Below are 19,379 nucleotides of genomic sequence, written 5' to 3'. Positions count from 1 at the left end.
CATTGAGGAAAACGAAATGAAACAAATCATCCCTATGGTAGTGGCCGCATTGGTCGGCGTTGGCGGCTATTTTGCCTTTGTGCACGAGCCAAGCACGCCAGCCCCACAAATCGCGGCGGCGACGCTGGAAACCCCTGCCGGTGAACCTGCAGCAAACGCAGACGGCGAAATCGATATTTCTACCATTCCGGACATGATGATCGGCAACCCTGATGCGCCGGTGACTGTGATCGAATACGCGTCCTACACCTGCCCGCACTGCGCGTCGTTCCACTCTGGCACCTACAAGTCGCTGAAAACGGATTACATCGACACGGGCAAGATCAATTTCATCTTCCGCGAAGTGTATTTTGACCGCTACGGCCTGTGGGCCTCGATGATCGCGCGCTGCGCTGGTCCAGAGAAATTCTTTGGCGTGACAGACTTGTTGTTTGCTGGTCAAAGCACCTGGGCGCGCGCGGGCGAACCTGCGGCAATCATCGGCGAATTGCGCAAAGTTGGCCGTTTGGCAGGCATGAATGACGAACTGCTCGACAGCTGCTTGAACGATGAAACCAAGGCGAAAACTTTGGTTGAATGGTACCAAGCGAGCGCGGGCGCAGACGAGATTGAAAGCACCCCGAGCTTTGTGATCAACGGCACCAAATATTCCAACATGAGCTACGCTGACATGTCCGTCATTCTGGACGAAGCAGCGAACTAATGGCGGGACCGCTTGCAGGTCTAAAGGTCATTGAGTTGGCCCGTGTTCTGGCTGGCCCTTGGGCTGGCCAAACGCTGTCTGATCTGGGGGCCGAGGTCATCAAAGTCGAAAGCCCCGCAGGCGATGATACGCGCCAGTGGGGCCCTCCTTTTATCACGCGGGACGACGATGTTTCCGCCGCGTATTTCCATTCGACCAATCGAGGCAAAGCCTCGGTCGTGGTGGATTTCAAAACAGCTGAGGGGCAGGCGCATCTTAAGGAATTGTTGGCCGACGCCGACATCCTGATCGAGAATTTCAAGGTTGGTGGTCTTGCCAAATACGGGCTGGATTATGACAGCCTCAAGGATGCGTTTCCGTCGCTGATCTACTGCTCGATCACGGGGTTCGGGCAGACAGGGCCCTACGCGCACCGGCCCGGTTACGATTTCATCATCCAAGGCATGTCGGGCTTGATGTCGATCACTGGCGAACCCGACGGTCAGCCGCAGAAATCCGGCGTGGCGATTACCGACATCTTTACCGGCGTCTACGCGACGACCGCGATCATGGCGGCGGTGCACCAACGGCACACAACAGGACGTGGGCAGCACATCGACATGGCGCTGCTGGACGTGGCGGTGGCCGTCACAGGCAATCAGGCGATGAACTATCTGAGCACCGGCAAGGCCCCTGCACGGATGGGCAACGCGCATGTGAATTTGACGCCTTATCAAGTGTTTGATTGCGCCGACGGGTACATCATCATCGCGACGGGCAACGACGGGCAATACCAGCGGCTTTGCGCGATGCTGGGGCTGGATTGGATGACGTCTGATCCGAAATTCTTGCGCAATTCCGACCGCATCGCCAATCGCGATGAAATGACCGCTTTGCTGACGGGCGCGACGTCCAAACGCGACCGCGCAGATCTGCTGGCCGCCTGCGAAGCATCCAACGTGCCCGCAGGCCCGATCAACGACATGGCCGACGTGATGGTCGACCCACAAGTGGTCGCGCGCGGCATGCAAATCGAACTGGACGGCGTGCCGGGTGTCCGCGCACCAATGCTGTTTTCAGACGCTGAATTGGCGCTACATCGTCCCGCGCCAAAGCTGGGCGAGGATGACGGGTAGTGGATTTCTGAGACGGCCAATCGCGACTTTGAGCCCAAACCTACTCTGTGAGCATGTTGTTAAGCACGCCATTGATAATTTCACAGCCTTCGCTCCCGCGCTTTGGTTTGCATGTTAGCTCTTTGGCCGCAATTGCTGTTATTTTTTGTCCATTAAGAAGCATACTAAACTCATCGTCTTCAACACCATCTCCATGAAACCTGATACGAAACAGCCATTGCTCTGTATTTGTTTCATAGTCCGATGAAGAGTAATCTATGTTGCTGCACAGCCTAGACAATTTGGCCGTCCTACAACGCCCTAATCTGCAAATTTTACCGTTTTTTGAGCAGCGAAGGCTTTCTTGATGTAATCGCCATCCATACATCCTGCAAACGCAGCGTTGCCCTGTAGAGATGCCGCCAACATTGCTCCAATGAACAAGAAACTTCGCCGCCATCTACTACTAAATTCCATTGAAGTTCCTACTTTTAGAAAAACTTGCTCTTCAATAGCATGGTCCCAGAAGGGCAGCAAAGTCCGCATTGCGGTCAGTCATTTTCGACTTTGCCTCAACGCCGTTTACCCTGAATTCGGCAATGCCCTTAGCGCGTTGTCCAACGCCCCGTCGTCCTCAAACTTCAACCGTACGGGCAGCGTGATCACTTTGGTCCGGTAGGCTATCGGCAACCGAACGGCATCCTTCTCTGTCGTCACTAGTTGCGCGCCTTTTGCGCGGGCGTCGGCTTCTAGTCGTGCGAGCAAACTTGACGATAGTTTTTGGTGATCGTCCAGCGGTTCGGCGTGGACGACGCGCGCGCCAAGACTGCGCAGGGTGGCAAAGAATTTCTCGGGGTGACCGATGCCGGCAAAGGCAAAAACGGGCGTGTCTGTCCACTCCATACCGGTTTGTAGGGGTTCAAGCGCGGCTTTGACATGCGGTGGTGTTGGGGCAGAAAGCGTTTCGCTGAACTGGGTTTGCGCTGCAGCGTCGCCGATAGACAACAGCAGATCGGCGCGTTTCAAACCGACCTTAACCGGTTCCCGCAAGGGGCCAGCGGGCAGGCAGCGACCGTTGCCAAAACCTTTGGCGGCGTCGACGACGATGATCGACAGGTCTTTTTGCAGGCCGGGGTTTTGGTGGCCGTCGTCCAGCACGACTACGCTGGCCCCGGCGGCTTGGGCGGCTTTGCCCCCTGCGGCGCGATCGCGGGCGACCCAGACGTCGGCAAAGGCGGCGAGCAGCAGCGGCTCATCCCCGACTTGGGCGGCGGTGTGTTTTGCAGGGTCGACCAGAACGGGGCCCATCAGCGATCCGCCATAGCCGCGGCTGACCACGTGCGGTGTGTGGTAGATGTCGCGCAACCGTTCGACGACGGCGATGACGGTGGGCGTTTTGCCTGTGCCGCCTGCGTTCAGATTGCCGACGCAGATCACGGGGATATCTAGCGGAAGGGGGTCGCCCTTGGCCAAACGCCGCGCCGTTGCGGCACCGTATAGCGCACCCAGCGGGGCAAGCAGTGCGGATTGCCAACCGGGTTTGTGATCCCAAAATTTTGGTGCGCGCATCAGGCCGTCCCTTCTTGTCGGGCGTCCAGTGCAGCCTGGATCAATTCCATGACGCGGTCGCTGACGGCGGCCCCTTGCGAAATTACGTCCCATCCGGCCATGGCCATGCTGGCGGCGTGATCGGGTGAAATCAACTGCGACACGGCGGCCCCTAGCGCGTTTGCGTCATTCACAATCCGTCCGGCCCCGGCGGCGGCCAATCGTGAATAACTTGCTAAATGCCGCCCCACATTCGGGCCATACAGAATGGCCGAGCCCAGGGCTGCGGCTTCGTACGGGTCCAGTCCGCCATGGCCGGAGCTAAGCGAACTGCCCAGAAATGACAGCGGTGCAATCCGGTACCACAGGCCCAGTTCATCCTGCGCGCTGGCTAAGAGCACTTGGCAATTGTCGTCGGGCATATCGCCGTCTTCCCAGCGTGCGGTGCGCAATCCTTTGGCGGACAATTGGCGTAGGCACTCTTCGGTTTGCGCCTCGGAGCCGGGGTTCAAAACCAGCAGCAACCGGTGTGACAGGCGCAGCGCGCGGCGGTGGGCGGCCAAAACCACGGACACTTCGGTTGGCTGAACAGAGGCGGCAAACCACAGCGGTCGTCCGGCCAAAACCTGACCTAGATCGACAAAATCGCTGTGCACGTAAGGCAGGGCCTGACCGCCGGGCATCAGCGGCGCGGTTTGTTCAAGCGTATCCAGATTGCGCCCCAGTTTCGACAGCCGCGCCATGGCCGCATCAGAGCGTACAAGGATGCGTTCAAAATGGGTCAACACATCGCGCGCCACCTCTGGCAACCAGCGTTCACGGCGGTTGTCGAACCCCTCTTGGCCGGCGTTGGCCAGATACAGCGGGATGCGTTTTTCAGCGGTTTTGAGGATTAGGTTCGGTTGCAGATCGCCCCACAGCCAAAGGCCGGCATCGGGGGCCCAATGATTAAGGAACGCATCGACATCGCTGGGGTGCTCGCCCGGCGGGGCGGACACGGTGATGCCGTTGCAGGTCATGTCGGTTTTGGCGGCGCAGGTGATCAAAACATGCAAGCCGTAGCGATGTGCGATCAGGCGCCGTGCAAAGTCTAGAACGGTTGGCAGGCTGCCTTGCTCGGCTGCATGAATCCACAACAGTTCGCCTTTGGGGCGCTGGGTCGTGGCCACATACGGCTCTGGCTGAGAGCGGCGCACGTAAGCGCGGTAGGCCGCGAGACCAAGCGACTGCCCCATTGCAATTCAGCCCAATTCTTTGATCGCGCAGGGCACGCATCTGGTGGGTGCAATAAAGTCGCCGCCAAGGACGAGGTGCAGGCGCTGGGTCATGATCGTGGTCCTTTGGTTGGCGTCAGTTTGCGCTATGGTTCAGGGCGGCGATTGTGTCCGCATGCATTTGCGTGCCCCCCGCAACAATGCCATTCAGCAATGGTTCGGGGTTGTTAAAGCGCAAGGGCGCGCCGGTTTTGTCACTGATCGTACCGCCTGCTTCGGTCACGATCAACGCACCTGCGGCAATGTCCCATTCCCAGCTGGGGCGCAGGGTCAACATGCCGTCGAATTTTGCTTCTCCTACCAGCCCAAGGCGATAGGCCAGTGACGGGCGGTGATGACGTTCAAACTCGGGCACGCCATTCGGCCAAAGACTATCGGCCATATTGGCCTTGGTCGACAAGATCTGCGCACCAATCAACGGGATGTCGTTCTTGATCTCAAGCGGTTGCCCATTCAGATGCGCACCACGCCCAACGGCGGCCGTGTACAGCATGTCGCGCAACGGCAGATAGACCACAGCGGCGGTGATCTTACCGTGATGCGCGATGGCCAGCGAATGCGCCCACGTGCGCGAGCCTTCGATAAAACTGCGGGTGCCATCAATTGGATCAAGGATGAAAACGGCGTCAGACGACAGGCGTGCCGCGCTGTCTTCGGTTTCCTCGGACAGCCAGCCGTAATCAGGACGGGCAAGGCGCAAGGTCGCGGACAGCATGTCGTTCACGGCCAAATCGGCGGCAGTCACGGGGCCCGCATTGTCGGCCTTATCCCAGCGTTGCGCGGTGTCGCCGGCAAAGCTGGTGGCGACACGACCGGCCATGCGGGCGGCGTCAATCAGAAGGGCAAGATCATGCGCCGGCAAGGGTCATTCCCGGAACAAGCAGTGACGGAACCACGCGGCTAAGATGCGCGCGCGCGTCGTTGGCAGGTACGATTTCGCGCAGCATGTCGCGCAAGTTTCCGGCGATTGTGCATTCGTTCACCGCATGGGTGATTTCGCCGTTTTCGACCCAAAGGCCCGCGGCCCCACGTGAATAATCGCCAGTGTTCGGGTTGATCGTCGACCCGATCATCGAGGTCACCAACAGGCCCGTGCCCATGTCGCGGACCAGATCGGCGTGGCTGGCGGTGCCGCTGGTCAGGCCGATATTCCAAACGCTGGGCATGGGGCCAGACGACGTGCCGCGCGCGGCATTGCCGGTGGATTGCATGCCCAATTTACGCGCGTTCGCCAGATCCAGCGTCCAACCTGTCAGCGTGCCGTTGTCGATCACGGTGCGTTTGGCCGTTGGCAATCCTTCGGCGTCAAAGGGGCGCGAGGCACCAGTGCGCGGGCGGTGCGGGTCTTCGATCAAGGACAAGTGGTCTGGCAAGATTTGTTCGCCCATCGCATCGCGCAACCACGAGGCCCCGCGCGCCACGGCCGCACCGCTGATCGCCGCCAATAGGTGGCCGATCAGGGTCGAAGACACGCGTTCGTCGAACAACACAGGGTAGCTGCCGGTAGGCGGTTTGCGCGCGTCCATGCGGGCCAGCGTACGGGTCGCGGCCTCTGTTCCGATCTCGGCGGCGCCGCGCAAATCGGACTGGAAAATGCGACTGTCGCCTGAATAATCCCGCTCCATCCCCGACCCTGTGCCAGCGATTGCCACGCAGCTAAGCGCGCGGTCGGTGCGGGCGTATCCGCCAGAAAATCCGTTGGAGGCGGCAATGTGGACCTGCCGTGCGCCGTAGGCACCGGTCGACGATTGCACTTGGGTGATGCCAGCCACGTCCATCGCTGCGGCTTCGGCCTCGGCGGCGTCACGTTGCAAATCCTGGGGGCTGGGTTCTGGTGTTGCGTCGTGCAGTTCTAGTGCGTCGATGTCCCAATCGGTTATCAATTGTGACGGATCAGCAAGGCCGGCGTAGGGGTCTTCGGGGGCCTCTTTTGCCATGGCGATGGCGCGTTGGGCCATTTCCTCGATCGTGCGTTTGGAAGTGTCGGACGACGACACATTCGCGACCCGCTGGCCGACAAATACGCGCAGGCCCACGTCGATCCCTTCGGATCGTTCCGCATGTTCCAGCCCACCGCTGCGCACGTCAATCGACACCGAGGTGCCTTGGACGGCCATGGCGTCAGCGCTGTCTGCACCGGCCCGTTTGGCGGCATTCAGTAGCGCGTCTGTCAGCGCATCAAGGGACTGCGTCATGGAGGCCTCGCAAAGTTGGGTTTGGGCATGAGGTAACGTGGCAGCTGAGGCCACGCAAGGGGAGCGGGGAAATGGAGAGTTAGCAAACGCAGGCGCAGCCCGTTCTTTGGGTGCATTGTGCGGTTCGGTTTACGCCGTGGATTGACTGCCTTGGATCCGTGCTGCGTTACTTTTGGCCCCTTGCCCGCCAAATTGCGTATCCCGTCAGGATCAAAAATCCGGCTAAAACGGGCAGCAAGACCGCGTCGTTATAGAGCGCACCGATCAACCCGCCGAGCCCTAAGGCCGTCAAAACAAAAGGCAGGAGAGGGGTGAAGCAACAGAGGATCGCCAACAGCGTGCCACCGATTCCAAACTTAACAAGTTTGTGTTTCATGGAACCGGGTTCCTTTTTTCAGGTGCAGCCACGCGGGAACGCAATCTACGGATCACTTCAAACGCAGCGCTACTGAATACGCTGACCGTTCGCCAGAATGTGGCCTTGGTCGTTGAATTCGATCTTTGAATTCAGCGTGTCTGGTGCTTCGCCCGGGACGGCGAACAGGCCCATCATCATGCGCGCGCCCATGGCTTGTTGTTCGGGCAGCAGGCCCATTCCGACCAGTTTGTCGATCAGGCCGTTGCCGCCGACCAGTTGCAGATCGACCGCACCCGTTGGCCGTGGCATGCCGCCAAAGGTCGCCGTGTCGGTGTTGTCGAATGTGAAATCACCCGAGCCTGACAGCCGCGCACCTACGGCGTCCACGATCAGGTTTTTCAACGTCAGCGCGTTCAGCTCGCCCGGGTTCGCACCGGAACTGGCCAATGCGGCGGCTTGGTCGGGGTCGAGGAAATCAAACAGCACCTTTGCTTTGCCCGTCAGGTCCAGAACCAGCGTGGCCGGATCACGAGGCAATTGCGCGCCGGGATCAAGCATGCCCCACAGCATGTCGGACACGGTGAAATCACCCATGGTAAAGCCCAAGGCAAAGTCTTGTTCTGCGTCGGATTTTTGGATCGGCATTGCGAAATTCAGGTTCGAGCGCGCCATGTTCATCACAATGGGCAAAGGCACATCAGGGATCAGCGCGTTCAATGACAGATCGGTTTGGCCCACATCATAGCTTAGCCCGTCTGAGGACATGGAAAACCCGATTGTGCCGCTACCGGACGAGGTTTGCGCGGTGCCAGCGCCGTCTGGTCCGTTAAACGACATGTCCAGATTGCCGCCCTGATGGGTTACGGTGCCTGTGGCGCTAAAGCCAGCGGCAAGCATTGCGTTCATGTCTTGCATGCTGACGCCAGCGGTCGGGATCACAGAAGTCGCGGTGGTCGTCATGTTCTGCATGGAACCGTTGAATTTGGCGGCTGCATCGGTGTCGGGATCGCTGAAATTCATCGCATACGTCACGGCACCGGCCGTCAGGTTTTGCTGCGCGGTGCGCGGATTGTTTGTCGTGATGGTCGAGGTGCCGGACACGTCGGATACGTTAATGTTGCCGCGCGCCATGTCGTTGCCAAGGGTGGTGCCGTCGACAATCAAATTGGTCAGCGTTGCGGTGACTGATTTGGCGAAGTAGGCGTAATCCAGTTTCGCAGTATCGCCCGAAACGATCATGTTGAAACCGTCCTGGACGTAGTCGATGTTCAACTGCACCGCTTCGCTGTCGGCGGGGTTTACGTTGAACACCAGTTGGCTTAGCGGGGGCAATGTGACGCGCACTGTGCCGTCGCCCTGTTCGGTCATCGTCATGCTGGGCATGCTGGCAGAAATTTCGTCCATACCGTCGGCAGGGGGCACGGTCATCGTGATATCGGTGACTGTCAGCGTATTGCCGGATGCGCTTTCGGATGCGGAAATGGTGTAGCCCAACCCTTCCATGTATCCACGCCAGTTGCCCCAAACATCTGCATTGGTGACATCTGCGAACGCGGCAGGTGCGCTAAACGCGGCACTCAGAGAGGCGGCCAAAATGGCGGAACATGTGGATTTAGAAAACTGTAGCATGAGGCATCCTGATATGATTCAGACGCCAACTTAGTCACTTATGGGCGACGCACAAGGCATTGGCCCCAAGAGCAGTAAGGCTGGACGCGCCCGCTTGGGCCATTTACCACGGGTCCAAATGAGCCAATAGTTAAGGAGCACACCCCGTGGATATGACTGCAAAGACTGTACTGATTACAGGTGCCAGCCGTGGAATCGGGGCTGAAACGGCGCGTGTTTTTGCAGCCCAAGGCGCGCGTGTTGGCCTAATGGCCCGCAGCGATGGTGCGATCAAAACGCTTGCTGCTGAAATTGGCGAACAGGCCGTGGCCTTGCCCTGTGACGTGACAGATTACGCAAGTGTCGCGGCAGCCGTAGCAGCCTTTGGCCCCGTCGACGTGCTGATCAACAACGCAGGTGTGATCGAACCGATCTCGCATCTTGCGACCGCTGATCCTGCGGGTTGGGGCCACGCGATCGATATCAACGTCAAAGGCGTGTTCAACGGCATGCGCGCCGTGTTGCCCGCGATGATCGCGGCGGGGGGCGGCAGCATTTTGACCATCAGTTCCGGCGCTGCACACAACCCGATCGAAGCATGGAGCCACTATTGCGCCTCAAAGGCCGCCGCCAACATGATGACCCGGTGCCTGCATCTGGAAAACGCGGGTGACGGCATTCGCGCCATCGGCCTGTCACCCGGCACCGTCGCGACGCAAATGCAACGCGAGATCAAGGCGTCGGGCATCAATCCCGTCAGCGAACTGGCGTGGGAGGACCACATTCCCGCCGATTGGCCGGCGCGTGCCCTGTTGTGGATGTGCAGCGCCGATGCGGATGAATTCTGCGGTCACGAAATTTCACTGCGCGAGGATGCGATCCGCGCACGGGCGGGTTTGGTATGATCCAGCTTGATGACACAGGCGACATCTGGACCGTCACGATTGATCGCCCCGACAAGGCGAATTCGCTGACCCACGCGATGCTGTCAGAACTGGCGGATATTGCTGAGCGGGCAGGGTCCGCGCGGGCCTTGATCTTGACGGGGAACGGCACAGTATTCAGTGCGGGCGCTGACCTTGAGGCGGCAAAAGCGGGCCTTGCCGTGTCGGACGTTTGGGAGCGTTTGTCGGGTGCAATCGCGCGTTTGCCGGGGCTGACGATTGCAGCGTTGAACGGCACGCTTGCCGGTGGCGCGATGGGTATGGCGCTGGCCTGTGACATGCGGATTGCGGTTCCAACGGCCAAGTTTTTCTATCCGGTGATGAAGCTGGGGTTTTTGCCGCAGCCTTCTGACCCTGCGCGGATGTCGGCGCTGATCGGGCCTGCGCGCACGAAACTGATCCTGATGGGTGGGCAAAAGATTACTGCGCAGGATGCTCTGGTGTTTGGACTGGTGGACCGGATCGTGGAACCCGAGGATTTGCTGGCCGAGGCCTGCAGTCTATGTGCCGACACAGTTGCCGCGAAACCCGAGATTGCAGCCGGTATCAAGGCACTTTGCCAAGGCTAGACACGTGGTGTGCGACACGCACACCTTACCGGCGTTCGACGCGTGTAGGGTTGCGCCCAAGGGCGCTATAGGCAAGAGACATGCATCGCAGATCCGTTGGGGCAAGGGGTTAACATGTTTGGTATCGATCTATCGCAGCAGCCACAGATGGTGCAGACCGCTGCGGGTTACCTTCAGCAAGGCTGGGATTTGGCCGCTGGCTGGTTGCTAAGTCCTGCTGCGTGGTCGCAATTTGGCTTGCTGGTTGTTGCCTATCTGGCTGCCGTTCTGATCACCCGACGTTTACGCCCGTTTGCGGAGCAACTGCTTGACCCGGGCGAGAGCCTCAACATTTTTGCGGCACCGCGCCGTTTTGTGATGTTGTTCTTGCCGCTTTTGCTGCCGCTGCTGGCCTATGCGCTGACAGGTATCGGCGAAGGCATTGTGCGGTCGATCTTTGACAGCGGTGCCGTCATCGCCTTTGGCAAACGCGTGTTTCTGTTCTTGGCCGTGCGCGCGTTGGTGCGCGACATTATCAATGACCCGTTCCTGAACCTGATCGGCAAGTTCATTTTTGTCCCGATGGCCGCGCTCTACGCCCTTGGTCTGCTCGATGTTGCCCAAGTGCAGCTGAGCGCGATGCAGGTCAACATCGGCAACATCAGCTTTTCCGTGATGGCACTGGTGCGTGGGATCATCGCAGGATCACTGCTGTTTTGGTTGGGTGGTTGGTCGAACCAGCAGTCCTCGCAGTTCATCCACAAACAAGAAGAGATGCGCCCGTCGCTGCGCCAGTTGGCGGCGAAATGTATTGAATTCACCATCTTTGGCATCGCGTTTTTGCTGCTGATGAACATCATGGGCATCAACCTGAGCGCGCTGGCGGTTTTGGGCGGTGCGATTGGTGTTGGTCTTGGGTTTGGCCTGCAAAAGATTGCCTCCAACTTTATCTCGGGCGTGATCCTGTTGGTCGAAGGCCAAGCCACGGTTGGCGACTACGTTGAGCTGGACGGTGGCGAGGCCGGCACGATCGTGAAAATGACCGCGCGCGCCGCGATTTTGGAAACCTACGACGGCCGCTGGATCGTGGTCCCGAACGAAGATTTCATCACCACGCGGGTCGTGAATTATTCTGACTCGGGCTCTGCCAATCGTTACGAGGCGGCGTTTTCCGTCAGCTACGACACCGACATCAACCGCGTGCCCGCGATCATCAACGCGGCTGTGTCCAAGCACCCCGAAGTGCTGGATGACCCATTCCCGCCTGACTGCGAACTGACCGGATTTGGCGATAGCGGCATCGATTTTGTCGTCGAATTCTGGGTCAATGGCATTGACGACGGGCGCAACAAATTCCGATCGGACGTGCTGTTTTTGGTGTGGAACGCGCTAAAAGACAACGACATCGAAATTCCCTATCCGCACCGTGTGGTGGAAATCAAAGGCGACCTGAAAGGTCTAACAAAATGAGCAATACTGCAGCTGTAATCGGTGGTGGCCCGGCAGGTCTGATGGCCGCCGAAATGCTGGCGCGTGCCGGTGTGTCGGTCACGATTTATGACGCGAAACCGTCGATGGGCCGCAAGTTTTTGATGGCTGGAAAATCCGGTTTGAACCTGACCAAGGACGAAGGGCTTGAGACCGTTTTAGACGCCTACGGTCAGGCATCAGAAGAGTTGCGCCCGATGGTTTCGATGTTTGACGCGCAAAAGGTTCAGGCCTTTGCAAAGGGTCTGGACCAGCCGGTTTTCATCGGATCATCGGGCCGTGTTTTTCCCAAAGCGATGAAGGCGTCACCCATGTTGCGTGCGTGGTTCAAGCGCCTTGATGAGTTGGGTGTGCAGCGCCAAACTCGCTGGTCGTGGACCGGGTGGAACGATGACGCGCTGACCTTTGCGACCCCGGATGGACCACAATCTGTGCAGGCCGATGTCACCGTTCTCGCGTTGGGCGGTGCCAGCTGGGCGCGCTTGGGATCGGACGGAAAATGGGTCGACACGCTGGGTGTTGAAACGGTGCCGTTCGGCCCGTCCAACGTCGGTATTTCGGTTACTTGGTCCGACCACATGCGCCGTCATTTCGGCGCGCCGATCAAAGGCGTCGCTTGGACTGCTGGCAAAGAGGTGTCGCGCGGCGAAGGCGTCGTGTCGTCCAAGGGCCTCGAGGGTGGCGGTGTCTATTCGCTGACGCCTGCGTTGCGAAATGGCGCGGCCTTGCACGTCGATCTGCTGCCGGATCAAAGTGTTACCGACATTCGTGCCCGCCTGCTTAAATCGCGCGGCAAGGCGAGCCTGTCCAACCACCTGCGCAAATCTCTGCGACTGTCGGCTGTGAAAATCGCCTTGCTGCAAGAATGGGCGCGGCCGTTGCCGGAGGATTCAAGCGATCTGGCCGCCTTGATCAAAGCACTGCCCGTTCCAGTTGATGGTCTGAATTCCATGGATCAGGCGATTTCAACCAGCGGCGGCGTTGCGTGGTCTGCTGTCGATCCTAGCCTGATGCTGACCGGCAAACCCGGTGTATTCGTCGCAGGTGAGATGCTGGATTGGGAGGCCCCGACAGGCGGTTATCTTTTGACCGCATGTTTCGCCACTGGTCGCTGGGCCGGTATTTCTGCTGCCCGCCATCTTGGGATCGATGCAGATTTCCATGCTGACAGAAACTGACAGGATGCAGGTGTAGAGTGTTCCTATCACGATAAAGGAACACCTACATGTCACATTCCGGAAGTTGCCTGTGCGGCGCTGTCACCTACTCCATCAAATCCACGGTCACACAAACCCGGGCCTGCCATTGTGGCATGTGCCGCAAGTGGAGCGGCGGTGTCTATCTGGGCGTAGAAATCGCGCCGGACCAAATGGACATCAAGGGCGCGGAAAACCTGACGGTCTTTGCGTCGTCCCCTTGGGCAGAGCGCGCATTTTGCACGAAGTGTGGCAGCAATATTTACAGCGGAATAACCATGCCCGGCCCGCATTTTGGGACACGGTACGTCGGTTTGGGTGGGCTGGACGACACCAGTGGCATCGAATTGGTCGGAGAGATTTACATCGACAAAAAGCCTGACAGCTACAGTTTTGCCAATGACACTGACAAAATGACCGAGGCTGAAATCATGGCGATTTACGCGCCTAATGCGCCAATTTAGCGCGATCCAAGCATCGCAATTCGGATAAATGCGCGTTCGATCAAGGCCATGGCGGGCGCGTTTTGCCCAGCAGATCGCAGCGTCAAATCGGTGTCTGTCAGAACCGTCAGCGCAGTTTCCAAACGGGCAGGCCCCCAACGATTGGCTTGGGCCATGATGCGGTCTTTGTTCGGGCCCCAAACCTGCGGCCGCCCCGTCTTGTCACTGGCGACACGGTGCAAGGATCGAAAATGTCGCATGGCCCCGATGCACAGCGCCACAGCGTTAACGCCTTGGGCTTGCAGCTTGCGCAATACCGGCCCGATCTGATCGGCGCGCGCATCGCCGACGACCAGCAAAATATCGTCGATATCCGCCTCGGTCGAGGTCGGCGCGCAGGCGGCGATGTCGTCTGCGTTCAGCGGCGTTGTATCGTTCAGCTTGTACAGCGACACCTTTTCCAAAGTCTGGCGGAAATCGCCTGGATCAATGGCTTGCGCGAGATCAGTCAACACGTTCATGACATCACCGGATGGCGCGGTGATGCCGGCTGCGCGCAGGGCTGTTTCGATCTCTTCGCGGGTTGGCGGATTGTCGTAGATGCCAACGGCGTAGGCGTTGCGGTGCCCTTCAAATGCCTTGCGCGTTTTGGAGGTTGGTTTCAGCGCACCAGCGGTCACGACGATCTGCGCGTCACCCGGTTGCCACTGTTCCAGCGCGTCGATGATCGTGGCATCGACGTAAGAATTCGCGTCCTCAACAAAGGCGACACGGGGGCCAGGAAAGAACCCGATGGCCTTGATCGCATCCAGCAACATCGCCGAATCTTTGCGCAATTCATTGGCGGGAATACGGGTCAGACGCATTTCTTCTTCGCCGGCGGGGTCGATCAGGGCTGCGATGACTTCTTGGCGTTTGATGGCCACGCGCATGGCGTCACTGCCGTAAATCAGCAGGCCGGTTTTGTCGGTTTCTGGTTTGCGGAAATAGCCGTTTGCTTGCGCGCCTGCCAGCTTCATTTGAGATTGGTGCTGGCATAAAGATGCGTGACGATATGATCCGCAAGTTGCGTCATCAACCGCTCTGTTGCATCGCGTTGCGCGGACAACGAGGCGACGGTTGTGCCAGTTGCCGAATAGCCGGTAAATCCGTTGACGGTGCCGGTTTCAAGGATCGCGCCGGTCGCCAATTCCCGCAGGGCAAAGTCGGCGGTGCCCAAAATGTTGTAGCGCGCAATTTCGCCGTCCGCGTCAATGGCCAGTGCGTTTTCGGTTGTTTCCAGTTCGATCGCGAGGGCGTAGTCAGGGTTTGCCGCACGCCCCAACCGGTCTTCGATTTGACGGGTCAAAAAGAAGCCTTGGCGCGTGGTGGGTTCGTCTACCAGCAGGTTGTTTTGCAAAAGGTTGCCCACGCCGCCGGGGCCGTAAACGGGGGTGAACCCGCACGCGGCAACCAGTGGCAGCACAAAAAGCAGTTTAAACCACGACATTTACAATCCGACCCGGCACAACAATGACCTTTTTAGGCGTCTGACCATCCAGCGCCTTTTGCACAGCTTGGCTGGCAAGCGCGCGTTTTTCAACCTCGTCCTTTGGCATATCGGCGGGAACCTGAATTTCGCCGCGCCGTTTGCCGTTGATCTGGATCGGCAGGGTGACGGTGTCGTCGATCAACATCGCCTCGTCCGCTGTGGGCCAAGGGGCGTTGATCACCAGCCCGGTGCCACCCTGATGCGCCCAGATATCTTCGGCCAAATGTGGTGTCATCGGGGCCATCAGTTGCGCTAGCGTCATGATCGCGGTGCGTTGCGCGGCGTGCCCTGCTTTGGATTTTTGCAAGGTGGCGGTAAAGCCGTAAAGCTTGGCAATCGCGGCGTTAAAGCCAAAGGATTCGACGCCCATTGTCACGTCATGGATCGTCTTGTGCATGGCGCGCAGCAGGTCGTCGTCGCCTTCGCCCGTGGCTGACGCGTCCATCGCGCCAATGCGGTCACAGATGTTCCAGACGCGGTTCAGGTGTTTGAATGATGCCTCGGCGCCAGAGGCCGTCCATTCCACGTCCCGCTCGGGGGGGCTGTCAGACAGCACAAACCAGCGCGCCGTGTCAGCACCATAGTTGGAAATGATGTGCAGCGGGTCGACCACGTTGTTCTTGGACTTCGACATTTTAGCGGAGGGGATGATTTCGACTTCTTCGCCGCCCTCTTTGAGGAACGCCTTGCCGTCGTGCAAATCAACCGCTTCGGGGTAGTGATAAACTGGGCGCGCACCGTTTTTGGCGGGCGTCTGGTAGATCGCGTGCGTGACCATGCCTTGGGTGAACAGCGCATCGAAGGGCTCGATCGCTGATTCTGGCAGGTGGCCGGTGATGTGCATCGCACGCGCGAAAAAGCGGGAATACAGCAGGTGCAAAATCGCGTGCTCGATGCCGCCGATGTACTGATCGACGTTCATCCAGTAGGCGGCGTCTTCGGCCACGGTTGGCGTGTCGGCGCGCGGGCTGGTGAAGCGGGCAAAATACCACGACGAATCGACGAACGTGTCCATCGTGTCGGTTTCGCGGGTCGCATCCTTGCCACAGGCCGGGCAGGGCACGTTGCGCCAGGTCGGGTGGCGATCCAGCGGGTTGCCGGGCGTGTCGAATTCGACATCAAAGGGCAGTTCGACAGGCAGGTTTTCTTTTTTCTCAGGCACGACGCCGCAGTCATCGCAGTGCACAACCGGAATTGGCGCGCCCCAGTAGCGTTGGCGTGACAGCCCCCAATCACGCAGGCGGTATTTGGTGACGCCTTGGCCGATGCCGCGTTCTTCGCAGAAATCGATGGCTGCTTTGATCGCCTCTTCGCCGGTCTGCCACGCTTCACCCGCGAATCCGCCGTTGTAGAACACCTTTTCGGACTTCATCGGCACGTAGGCCTCGGTCACTTTGGGGTCTGCGTCTTCGGACGGCAGGAACGTCGAAATGATCGGCAGTTCGTATTTTGTGGCGAATTCGAAATCGCGTTGATCGTGCGCAGGACAGCCAAAGATCGCACCGGTGCCGTAGTCCATCAGAATAAAGTTCGCGATGTAGACCGGCAGTTCGTGATCGGTATCAAACGGATGACGCACGGTGATGCCAGTGTCGAACCCCATCTTTTCAGCGGTTTCGATTTCGGCAGCGGTGGTGCCGCCTTTTCGGCAGGTCGCGCAGAACGCGGCAAGATCGGGGTTGTCCGCCTCGAGCGATTTGGCCAACGGGTGATCCGCAGAAATGCCAACAAACGACGCGCCGTTCAGCGTGTCGGGGCGGGTTGTGTAGACTTCGATCCGGTCATGGCCTTTGGGCGCGCCGCTGGTCGTCGAGAACGCAAATTGCAGGCCGCGCGATTCGCCGATCCAGTTTTCCTGCATCAAGCGTACCTTGGCGGGCCAGTTTTCGAGACCGTCGAGGGCTGAATTCAATTCGTCTGCGTAATCCGAGATCTTAAAGAACCACTGCGTCAGGTCGCGTTTCACGACCTCAGCGCCAGAACGCCAGCCTTTGCCGTCGATGACCTGCTCGTTGGCCAGAACCGTCATGTCGACGGGGTCCCAATTTACAGAGGCGTTCTTGCGGTGGATCAAACCTGCTTCAAGGAAATCAAGGAACAAGGCCTGCTGTTGGCCGTAGTATTCAGGGTCACACGTCGCGAATTCACGGGACCAGTCGATGGACAGGCCCAGCGGTTTCATCTGGCGCTTCATTTCCGCGATGTTGTCGTAGGTCCAGGTTTGCGGGTGCCCGCCGATGGCCATGGCGGCGTTTTCCGCAGGCATCCCAAAAGCATCCCAGCCCATCGGGTGCAGCACGTTGTGCCCTGTCGACACCTTATACCGCGCAATCACGTCGCCCATCGTATAGTTGCGCACGTGGCCCATGTGGATGCGTCCCGACGGGTAGGGGAACATTTCCAGCACGTAGTACTTGGGTTTTGATTCGTCGCGTTGGGCCGTGAAAATGCCAGCCTTGTCCCAGGCAGCTTGCCAGCGGGCTTCGATTTCGGAGGGGGTGTATGCGGGCATGAAATAGATGTCCTGTTAAGAGGCAGGTGTTTTACATAAGAACGCCGGACCTTTGGTCAGATGACTGGAGGCCCGGCGCAAAACTTAAAGCGATGTCACTAAGAACTCAGAGTTTGTTGTCCGAGATGCGCAACTGACGGGCGCGCGATAGGATTGCATCCTCGATCGCGCGGGTTGTTGCGGCGGACGCAGGGCCACCACGTGTTTGCAAAGCGACGTTAAGTGACCGCGCATCAAGTGCGGGATCATTGATCAGAACGGTTGCGCGATAGCCGCGCCCGCCACCGGGTGGGGTGCCGTAGCCTGTCACGATGACGCCAGTGAACGGGTCAATCGTCTGGATCGGCAGGAAATCGAGAACTTCGATGGTTGCAGACCAGATATACTTGTTCACCAGAACGTTGGTTTCGTTCGACTTGTTTCGAAACGCATTCCAAATGGTGTTCTGGGTATCAAGGTTATTTGGGTTGTTCGGGTCAGTATACTGCTGTGGGCGTTCGGTCGCGGCAGTACCACGAAATCCGCCACACGCGCTCAGCGATGAAACCGCCGCGATTGCGACTGCCATTTTGATAAAGGTGCCTACCTGCATACCAGCTGTCCTTTTCCCTGTTTTCACATGATCTACATAACGTCCGTGCAAGGGGCAAGATGATTGTCTGTCTTATACTATATAGTGTTGCGGCCAGATGTGACGGTTGCAGCCACCCAAACGACCACTTGGGCCGCAAAAGGCGGGTGTGGCAAAGCTGCATCATCTCTCGGGACATTGCATTTGAAGGCGGCGCAATCCTTGCCAAGTCGGGGGCTAACGAGCGAAACACTGCTCATACCCTCTCCGGATTCCCCGGCTTGGGGCATGTGAATTTTAAAACCCGAGGGACAACTCATGAAAAAAGTTCTCTTCGCTACAACAGCTTTGGTTGCCACAGCTGGCGTTGCAGCAGCAGACGTTACATTTGGCGGTTACGGCCGTTTTGGTATCTTGTACAACGATGCCAACGTAGGCAACGAAACAAACGTAACTTCTCGTTTCCGTTTGCAAATCGACGCGACAGCAGAATCTGACGCAGGCGTCACATTCGGTGCACGCGCTCGTATTCAGCAAAACAACACTGACAACAGCACAACCATCGGCATTTCTGATGGTGCTGATGGCATTGCAGGCACAGCTGACGATATCGTGACCGCAACTCCAGCTGGCCCAGCCGGCACAGGCATCAACGGCGTTCGTTTCTTCGCACGTACCGGTGGCTTTGAAGTTGGTGTTGGTAACATCTTTGGCGCTCTGGAATTCATGCCAGGCATGTACCCAATCGATCTGGGCCTGACCGGTCTGGGTTATGAGTACACAGCATACGCCTTTAACGGCGACGCGTACTCTTCCGGTGGTAACGGCGCAGCTGGTTCCAACGGCGTTGAAGTAATGTACTCCGCAGGCGACCTGTCTGTTCACGTATCTGCTTCCGACACGAGCAACCGTATTGCTGCACACGCTGCATACACGTTCTCCGGTTGGACAGTTGCTGTTGGTGTACAAGACTCTGACGACGCTGGTGACACAGAAGCCGCGTTCTCTGTAGGCGGTTCTATCGGTATCGCAGACGTGACATTGGCATATGCTGACAACGGTACAGATGGCGACCACGTCGTTTTGGCCGGTCGTTTTGACGTAGGCGCAGCAACAAACGTAGAAGTATACGTTGCTGATGCAGACAAATTTGCCGACACTTCTTACGGTGTTGACTTCAACCACTCCCTCGGCGGCGGTACATCCATCCGCGGTGGTGTTGCTTCCCTCGGTGGCGGTTCCACACGTGCTGACTTGGGTGTTCGTTTCAACTTCTAAGTTGACCGAAACCTAAACGATTTGAGGCGGTTCTTCGGAGCCGCCTCTTTTCTTTTGTACCGCAGTTCTATTTTGTACCGCCAAACAT

General features: G+C 58.4%; 19 protein-coding genes. 8 read left to right on the top strand and 11 right to left on the bottom strand.

Going from position 1 to position 19,379, the window contains the following annotated elements; translation table 11 throughout:
* The first annotated feature begins 16 nt into the window (after window positions 1-16).
* Together ACFIO0_RS16350 and ACFIO0_RS16345 are read left to right on the top strand one after the other, a co-directional pair.
* Window positions 17-703, top strand: coding sequence for a thioredoxin domain-containing protein (locus ACFIO0_RS16350; protein WP_390911459.1), 687 nt, complete (start codon window positions 17-19; stop codon window positions 701-703).
* On the top strand, window positions 703-1,818 hold the full coding sequence (locus ACFIO0_RS16345) for a CoA transferase (RefSeq protein ID WP_390911458.1): 1,116 nt from the start codon (window positions 703-705) through the stop codon (window positions 1,816-1,818). Before ACFIO0_RS16350 ends, ACFIO0_RS16345 begins: the two co-directional genes overlap by 1 nt.
* A 300-nt stretch (window positions 1,819-2,118) precedes the next feature.
* Here the strand turns inward: ACFIO0_RS16345 and ACFIO0_RS16340 are convergent, their stop codons facing one another.
* The 7 genes from ACFIO0_RS16340 to ACFIO0_RS16310 form a co-directional block, all read right to left on the bottom strand.
* Window positions 2,119-2,343, bottom strand: coding sequence for a hypothetical protein (locus ACFIO0_RS16340; protein WP_390911457.1), 225 nt, complete (start codon window positions 2,341-2,343; stop codon window positions 2,119-2,121).
* 36 nt (window positions 2,344-2,379) lie between these two features.
* Window positions 2,380-3,366: a tetraacyldisaccharide 4'-kinase gene (gene lpxK, locus ACFIO0_RS16335; protein WP_390911456.1), complete on the bottom strand. Its 987-nt coding sequence runs from the start codon at window positions 3,364-3,366 to the stop codon at window positions 2,380-2,382.
* The gene (locus ACFIO0_RS16330; RefSeq protein ID WP_390911455.1) at window positions 3,366-4,580 is read right to left on the bottom strand and encodes a glycosyltransferase N-terminal domain-containing protein; all 1,215 of its coding nucleotides are present in this window, start codon (window positions 4,578-4,580) and stop codon (window positions 3,366-3,368) included. The genes lpxK and ACFIO0_RS16330 overlap by 1 nt, the downstream gene beginning before the upstream one ends.
* A 115-nt stretch (window positions 4,581-4,695) precedes the next feature.
* Window positions 4,696-5,481: an inositol monophosphatase family protein gene (locus tag ACFIO0_RS16325; protein ID WP_390911454.1), complete on the bottom strand. Its 786-nt coding sequence runs from the start codon at window positions 5,479-5,481 to the stop codon at window positions 4,696-4,698.
* Complete coding sequence (locus ACFIO0_RS16320; protein WP_390911453.1) at window positions 5,468-6,814, bottom strand: metallopeptidase TldD-related protein; 1,347 nt, start codon at window positions 6,812-6,814, stop codon at window positions 5,468-5,470. Before ACFIO0_RS16320 ends, ACFIO0_RS16325 begins: the two co-directional genes overlap by 14 nt.
* Before the next feature lie 166 nt (window positions 6,815-6,980).
* Window positions 6,981-7,190: a mercury resistance system transport protein MerF gene (gene merF, locus ACFIO0_RS16315; RefSeq protein ID WP_390911452.1), complete on the bottom strand. Its 210-nt coding sequence runs from the start codon at window positions 7,188-7,190 to the stop codon at window positions 6,981-6,983.
* Window positions 7,191-7,259: 69 nt separating this feature from the next.
* A complete protein-coding gene (locus ACFIO0_RS16310; protein WP_390911451.1) occupies window positions 7,260-8,801 on the bottom strand; it encodes a DUF2125 domain-containing protein in 1,542 nt (513 codons plus the stop codon).
* A 146-nt stretch (window positions 8,802-8,947) separates the two neighbouring features.
* Between ACFIO0_RS16310 and ACFIO0_RS16305 the strand changes: the two genes are divergently transcribed.
* The 5 genes from ACFIO0_RS16305 (at window position 8,948) to ACFIO0_RS16285 (ending at window position 13,420) form a co-directional block, all read left to right on the top strand.
* Window positions 8,948-9,685, top strand: coding sequence for an SDR family NAD(P)-dependent oxidoreductase (locus ACFIO0_RS16305; RefSeq protein WP_390911450.1), 738 nt, complete (start codon window positions 8,948-8,950; stop codon window positions 9,683-9,685).
* The gene (locus tag ACFIO0_RS16300) at window positions 9,682-10,293 is read left to right on the top strand and encodes an enoyl-CoA hydratase-related protein (protein WP_390911449.1); all 612 of its coding nucleotides are present in this window, start codon (window positions 9,682-9,684) and stop codon (window positions 10,291-10,293) included. Before ACFIO0_RS16305 ends, ACFIO0_RS16300 begins: the two co-directional genes overlap by 4 nt.
* Before the next feature lie 114 nt (window positions 10,294-10,407).
* Window positions 10,408-11,742 carry a mechanosensitive ion channel domain-containing protein gene (locus tag ACFIO0_RS16295; protein ID WP_390911448.1) on the top strand — a complete coding sequence of 445 codons (1,335 nt, stop codon included), beginning with the start codon at window positions 10,408-10,410 and terminating at the stop codon, window positions 11,740-11,742.
* Window positions 11,739-12,938, top strand: a complete 1,200-nt coding sequence (locus ACFIO0_RS16290) for a TIGR03862 family flavoprotein (protein WP_390911447.1) — start codon at window positions 11,739-11,741, stop codon at window positions 12,936-12,938. Before ACFIO0_RS16295 ends, ACFIO0_RS16290 begins: the two co-directional genes overlap by 4 nt.
* A 47-nt stretch (window positions 12,939-12,985) precedes the next feature.
* On the top strand, window positions 12,986-13,420 hold the full coding sequence (locus ACFIO0_RS16285; protein WP_390911446.1) for a GFA family protein: 435 nt from the start codon (window positions 12,986-12,988) through the stop codon (window positions 13,418-13,420).
* Here ACFIO0_RS16285 and holA read toward each other — a convergent pair.
* From holA to ACFIO0_RS16265, 4 genes are all read right to left on the bottom strand, one after another.
* Window positions 13,417-14,418, bottom strand: coding sequence for a DNA polymerase III subunit delta (holA, locus tag ACFIO0_RS16280; RefSeq protein ID WP_390911445.1), 1,002 nt, complete (start codon window positions 14,416-14,418; stop codon window positions 13,417-13,419). The two genes, ACFIO0_RS16285 and holA, sit on opposite strands and share 4 nt — an antisense overlap.
* Window positions 14,415-14,888 (bottom strand): LPS assembly lipoprotein LptE, encoded by a 474-nt coding sequence (gene lptE / locus ACFIO0_RS16275; RefSeq protein ID WP_390911444.1) that lies wholly within the window; start codon window positions 14,886-14,888, stop codon window positions 14,415-14,417. Before lptE ends, holA begins: the two co-directional genes overlap by 4 nt.
* Window positions 14,875-17,442, bottom strand: coding sequence for a leucine--tRNA ligase (gene leuS / locus ACFIO0_RS16270; protein ID WP_390911443.1), 2,568 nt, complete (start codon window positions 17,440-17,442; stop codon window positions 14,875-14,877). Before leuS ends, lptE begins: the two co-directional genes overlap by 14 nt.
* Before the next feature lie 106 nt (window positions 17,443-17,548).
* A complete protein-coding gene (locus ACFIO0_RS16265) occupies window positions 17,549-18,034 on the bottom strand; it encodes a DUF3576 domain-containing protein (protein ID WP_390911442.1) in 486 nt (161 codons plus the stop codon).
* A gap of 297 nt (window positions 18,035-18,331) precedes the next feature.
* Here ACFIO0_RS16265 and ACFIO0_RS16260 point away from each other — a divergent pair, with 297 nt between their 5' ends.
* Window positions 18,332-19,291, top strand: coding sequence for a porin (locus tag ACFIO0_RS16260; RefSeq protein ID WP_390911441.1), 960 nt, complete (start codon window positions 18,332-18,334; stop codon window positions 19,289-19,291).
* Window positions 19,292-19,379: the final 88 nt, after the last annotated feature.

Origin of the sequence: Pseudosulfitobacter sp. SM2401, assembly GCF_042932805.1 — a bacterium.
Lineage (GTDB): Bacteria > Pseudomonadota > Alphaproteobacteria > Rhodobacterales > Rhodobacteraceae > Ascidiaceihabitans.
Note: the sequence above shows the minus strand (reverse complement) of the source record. Positions and strands in the feature narration are given on the sequence as shown.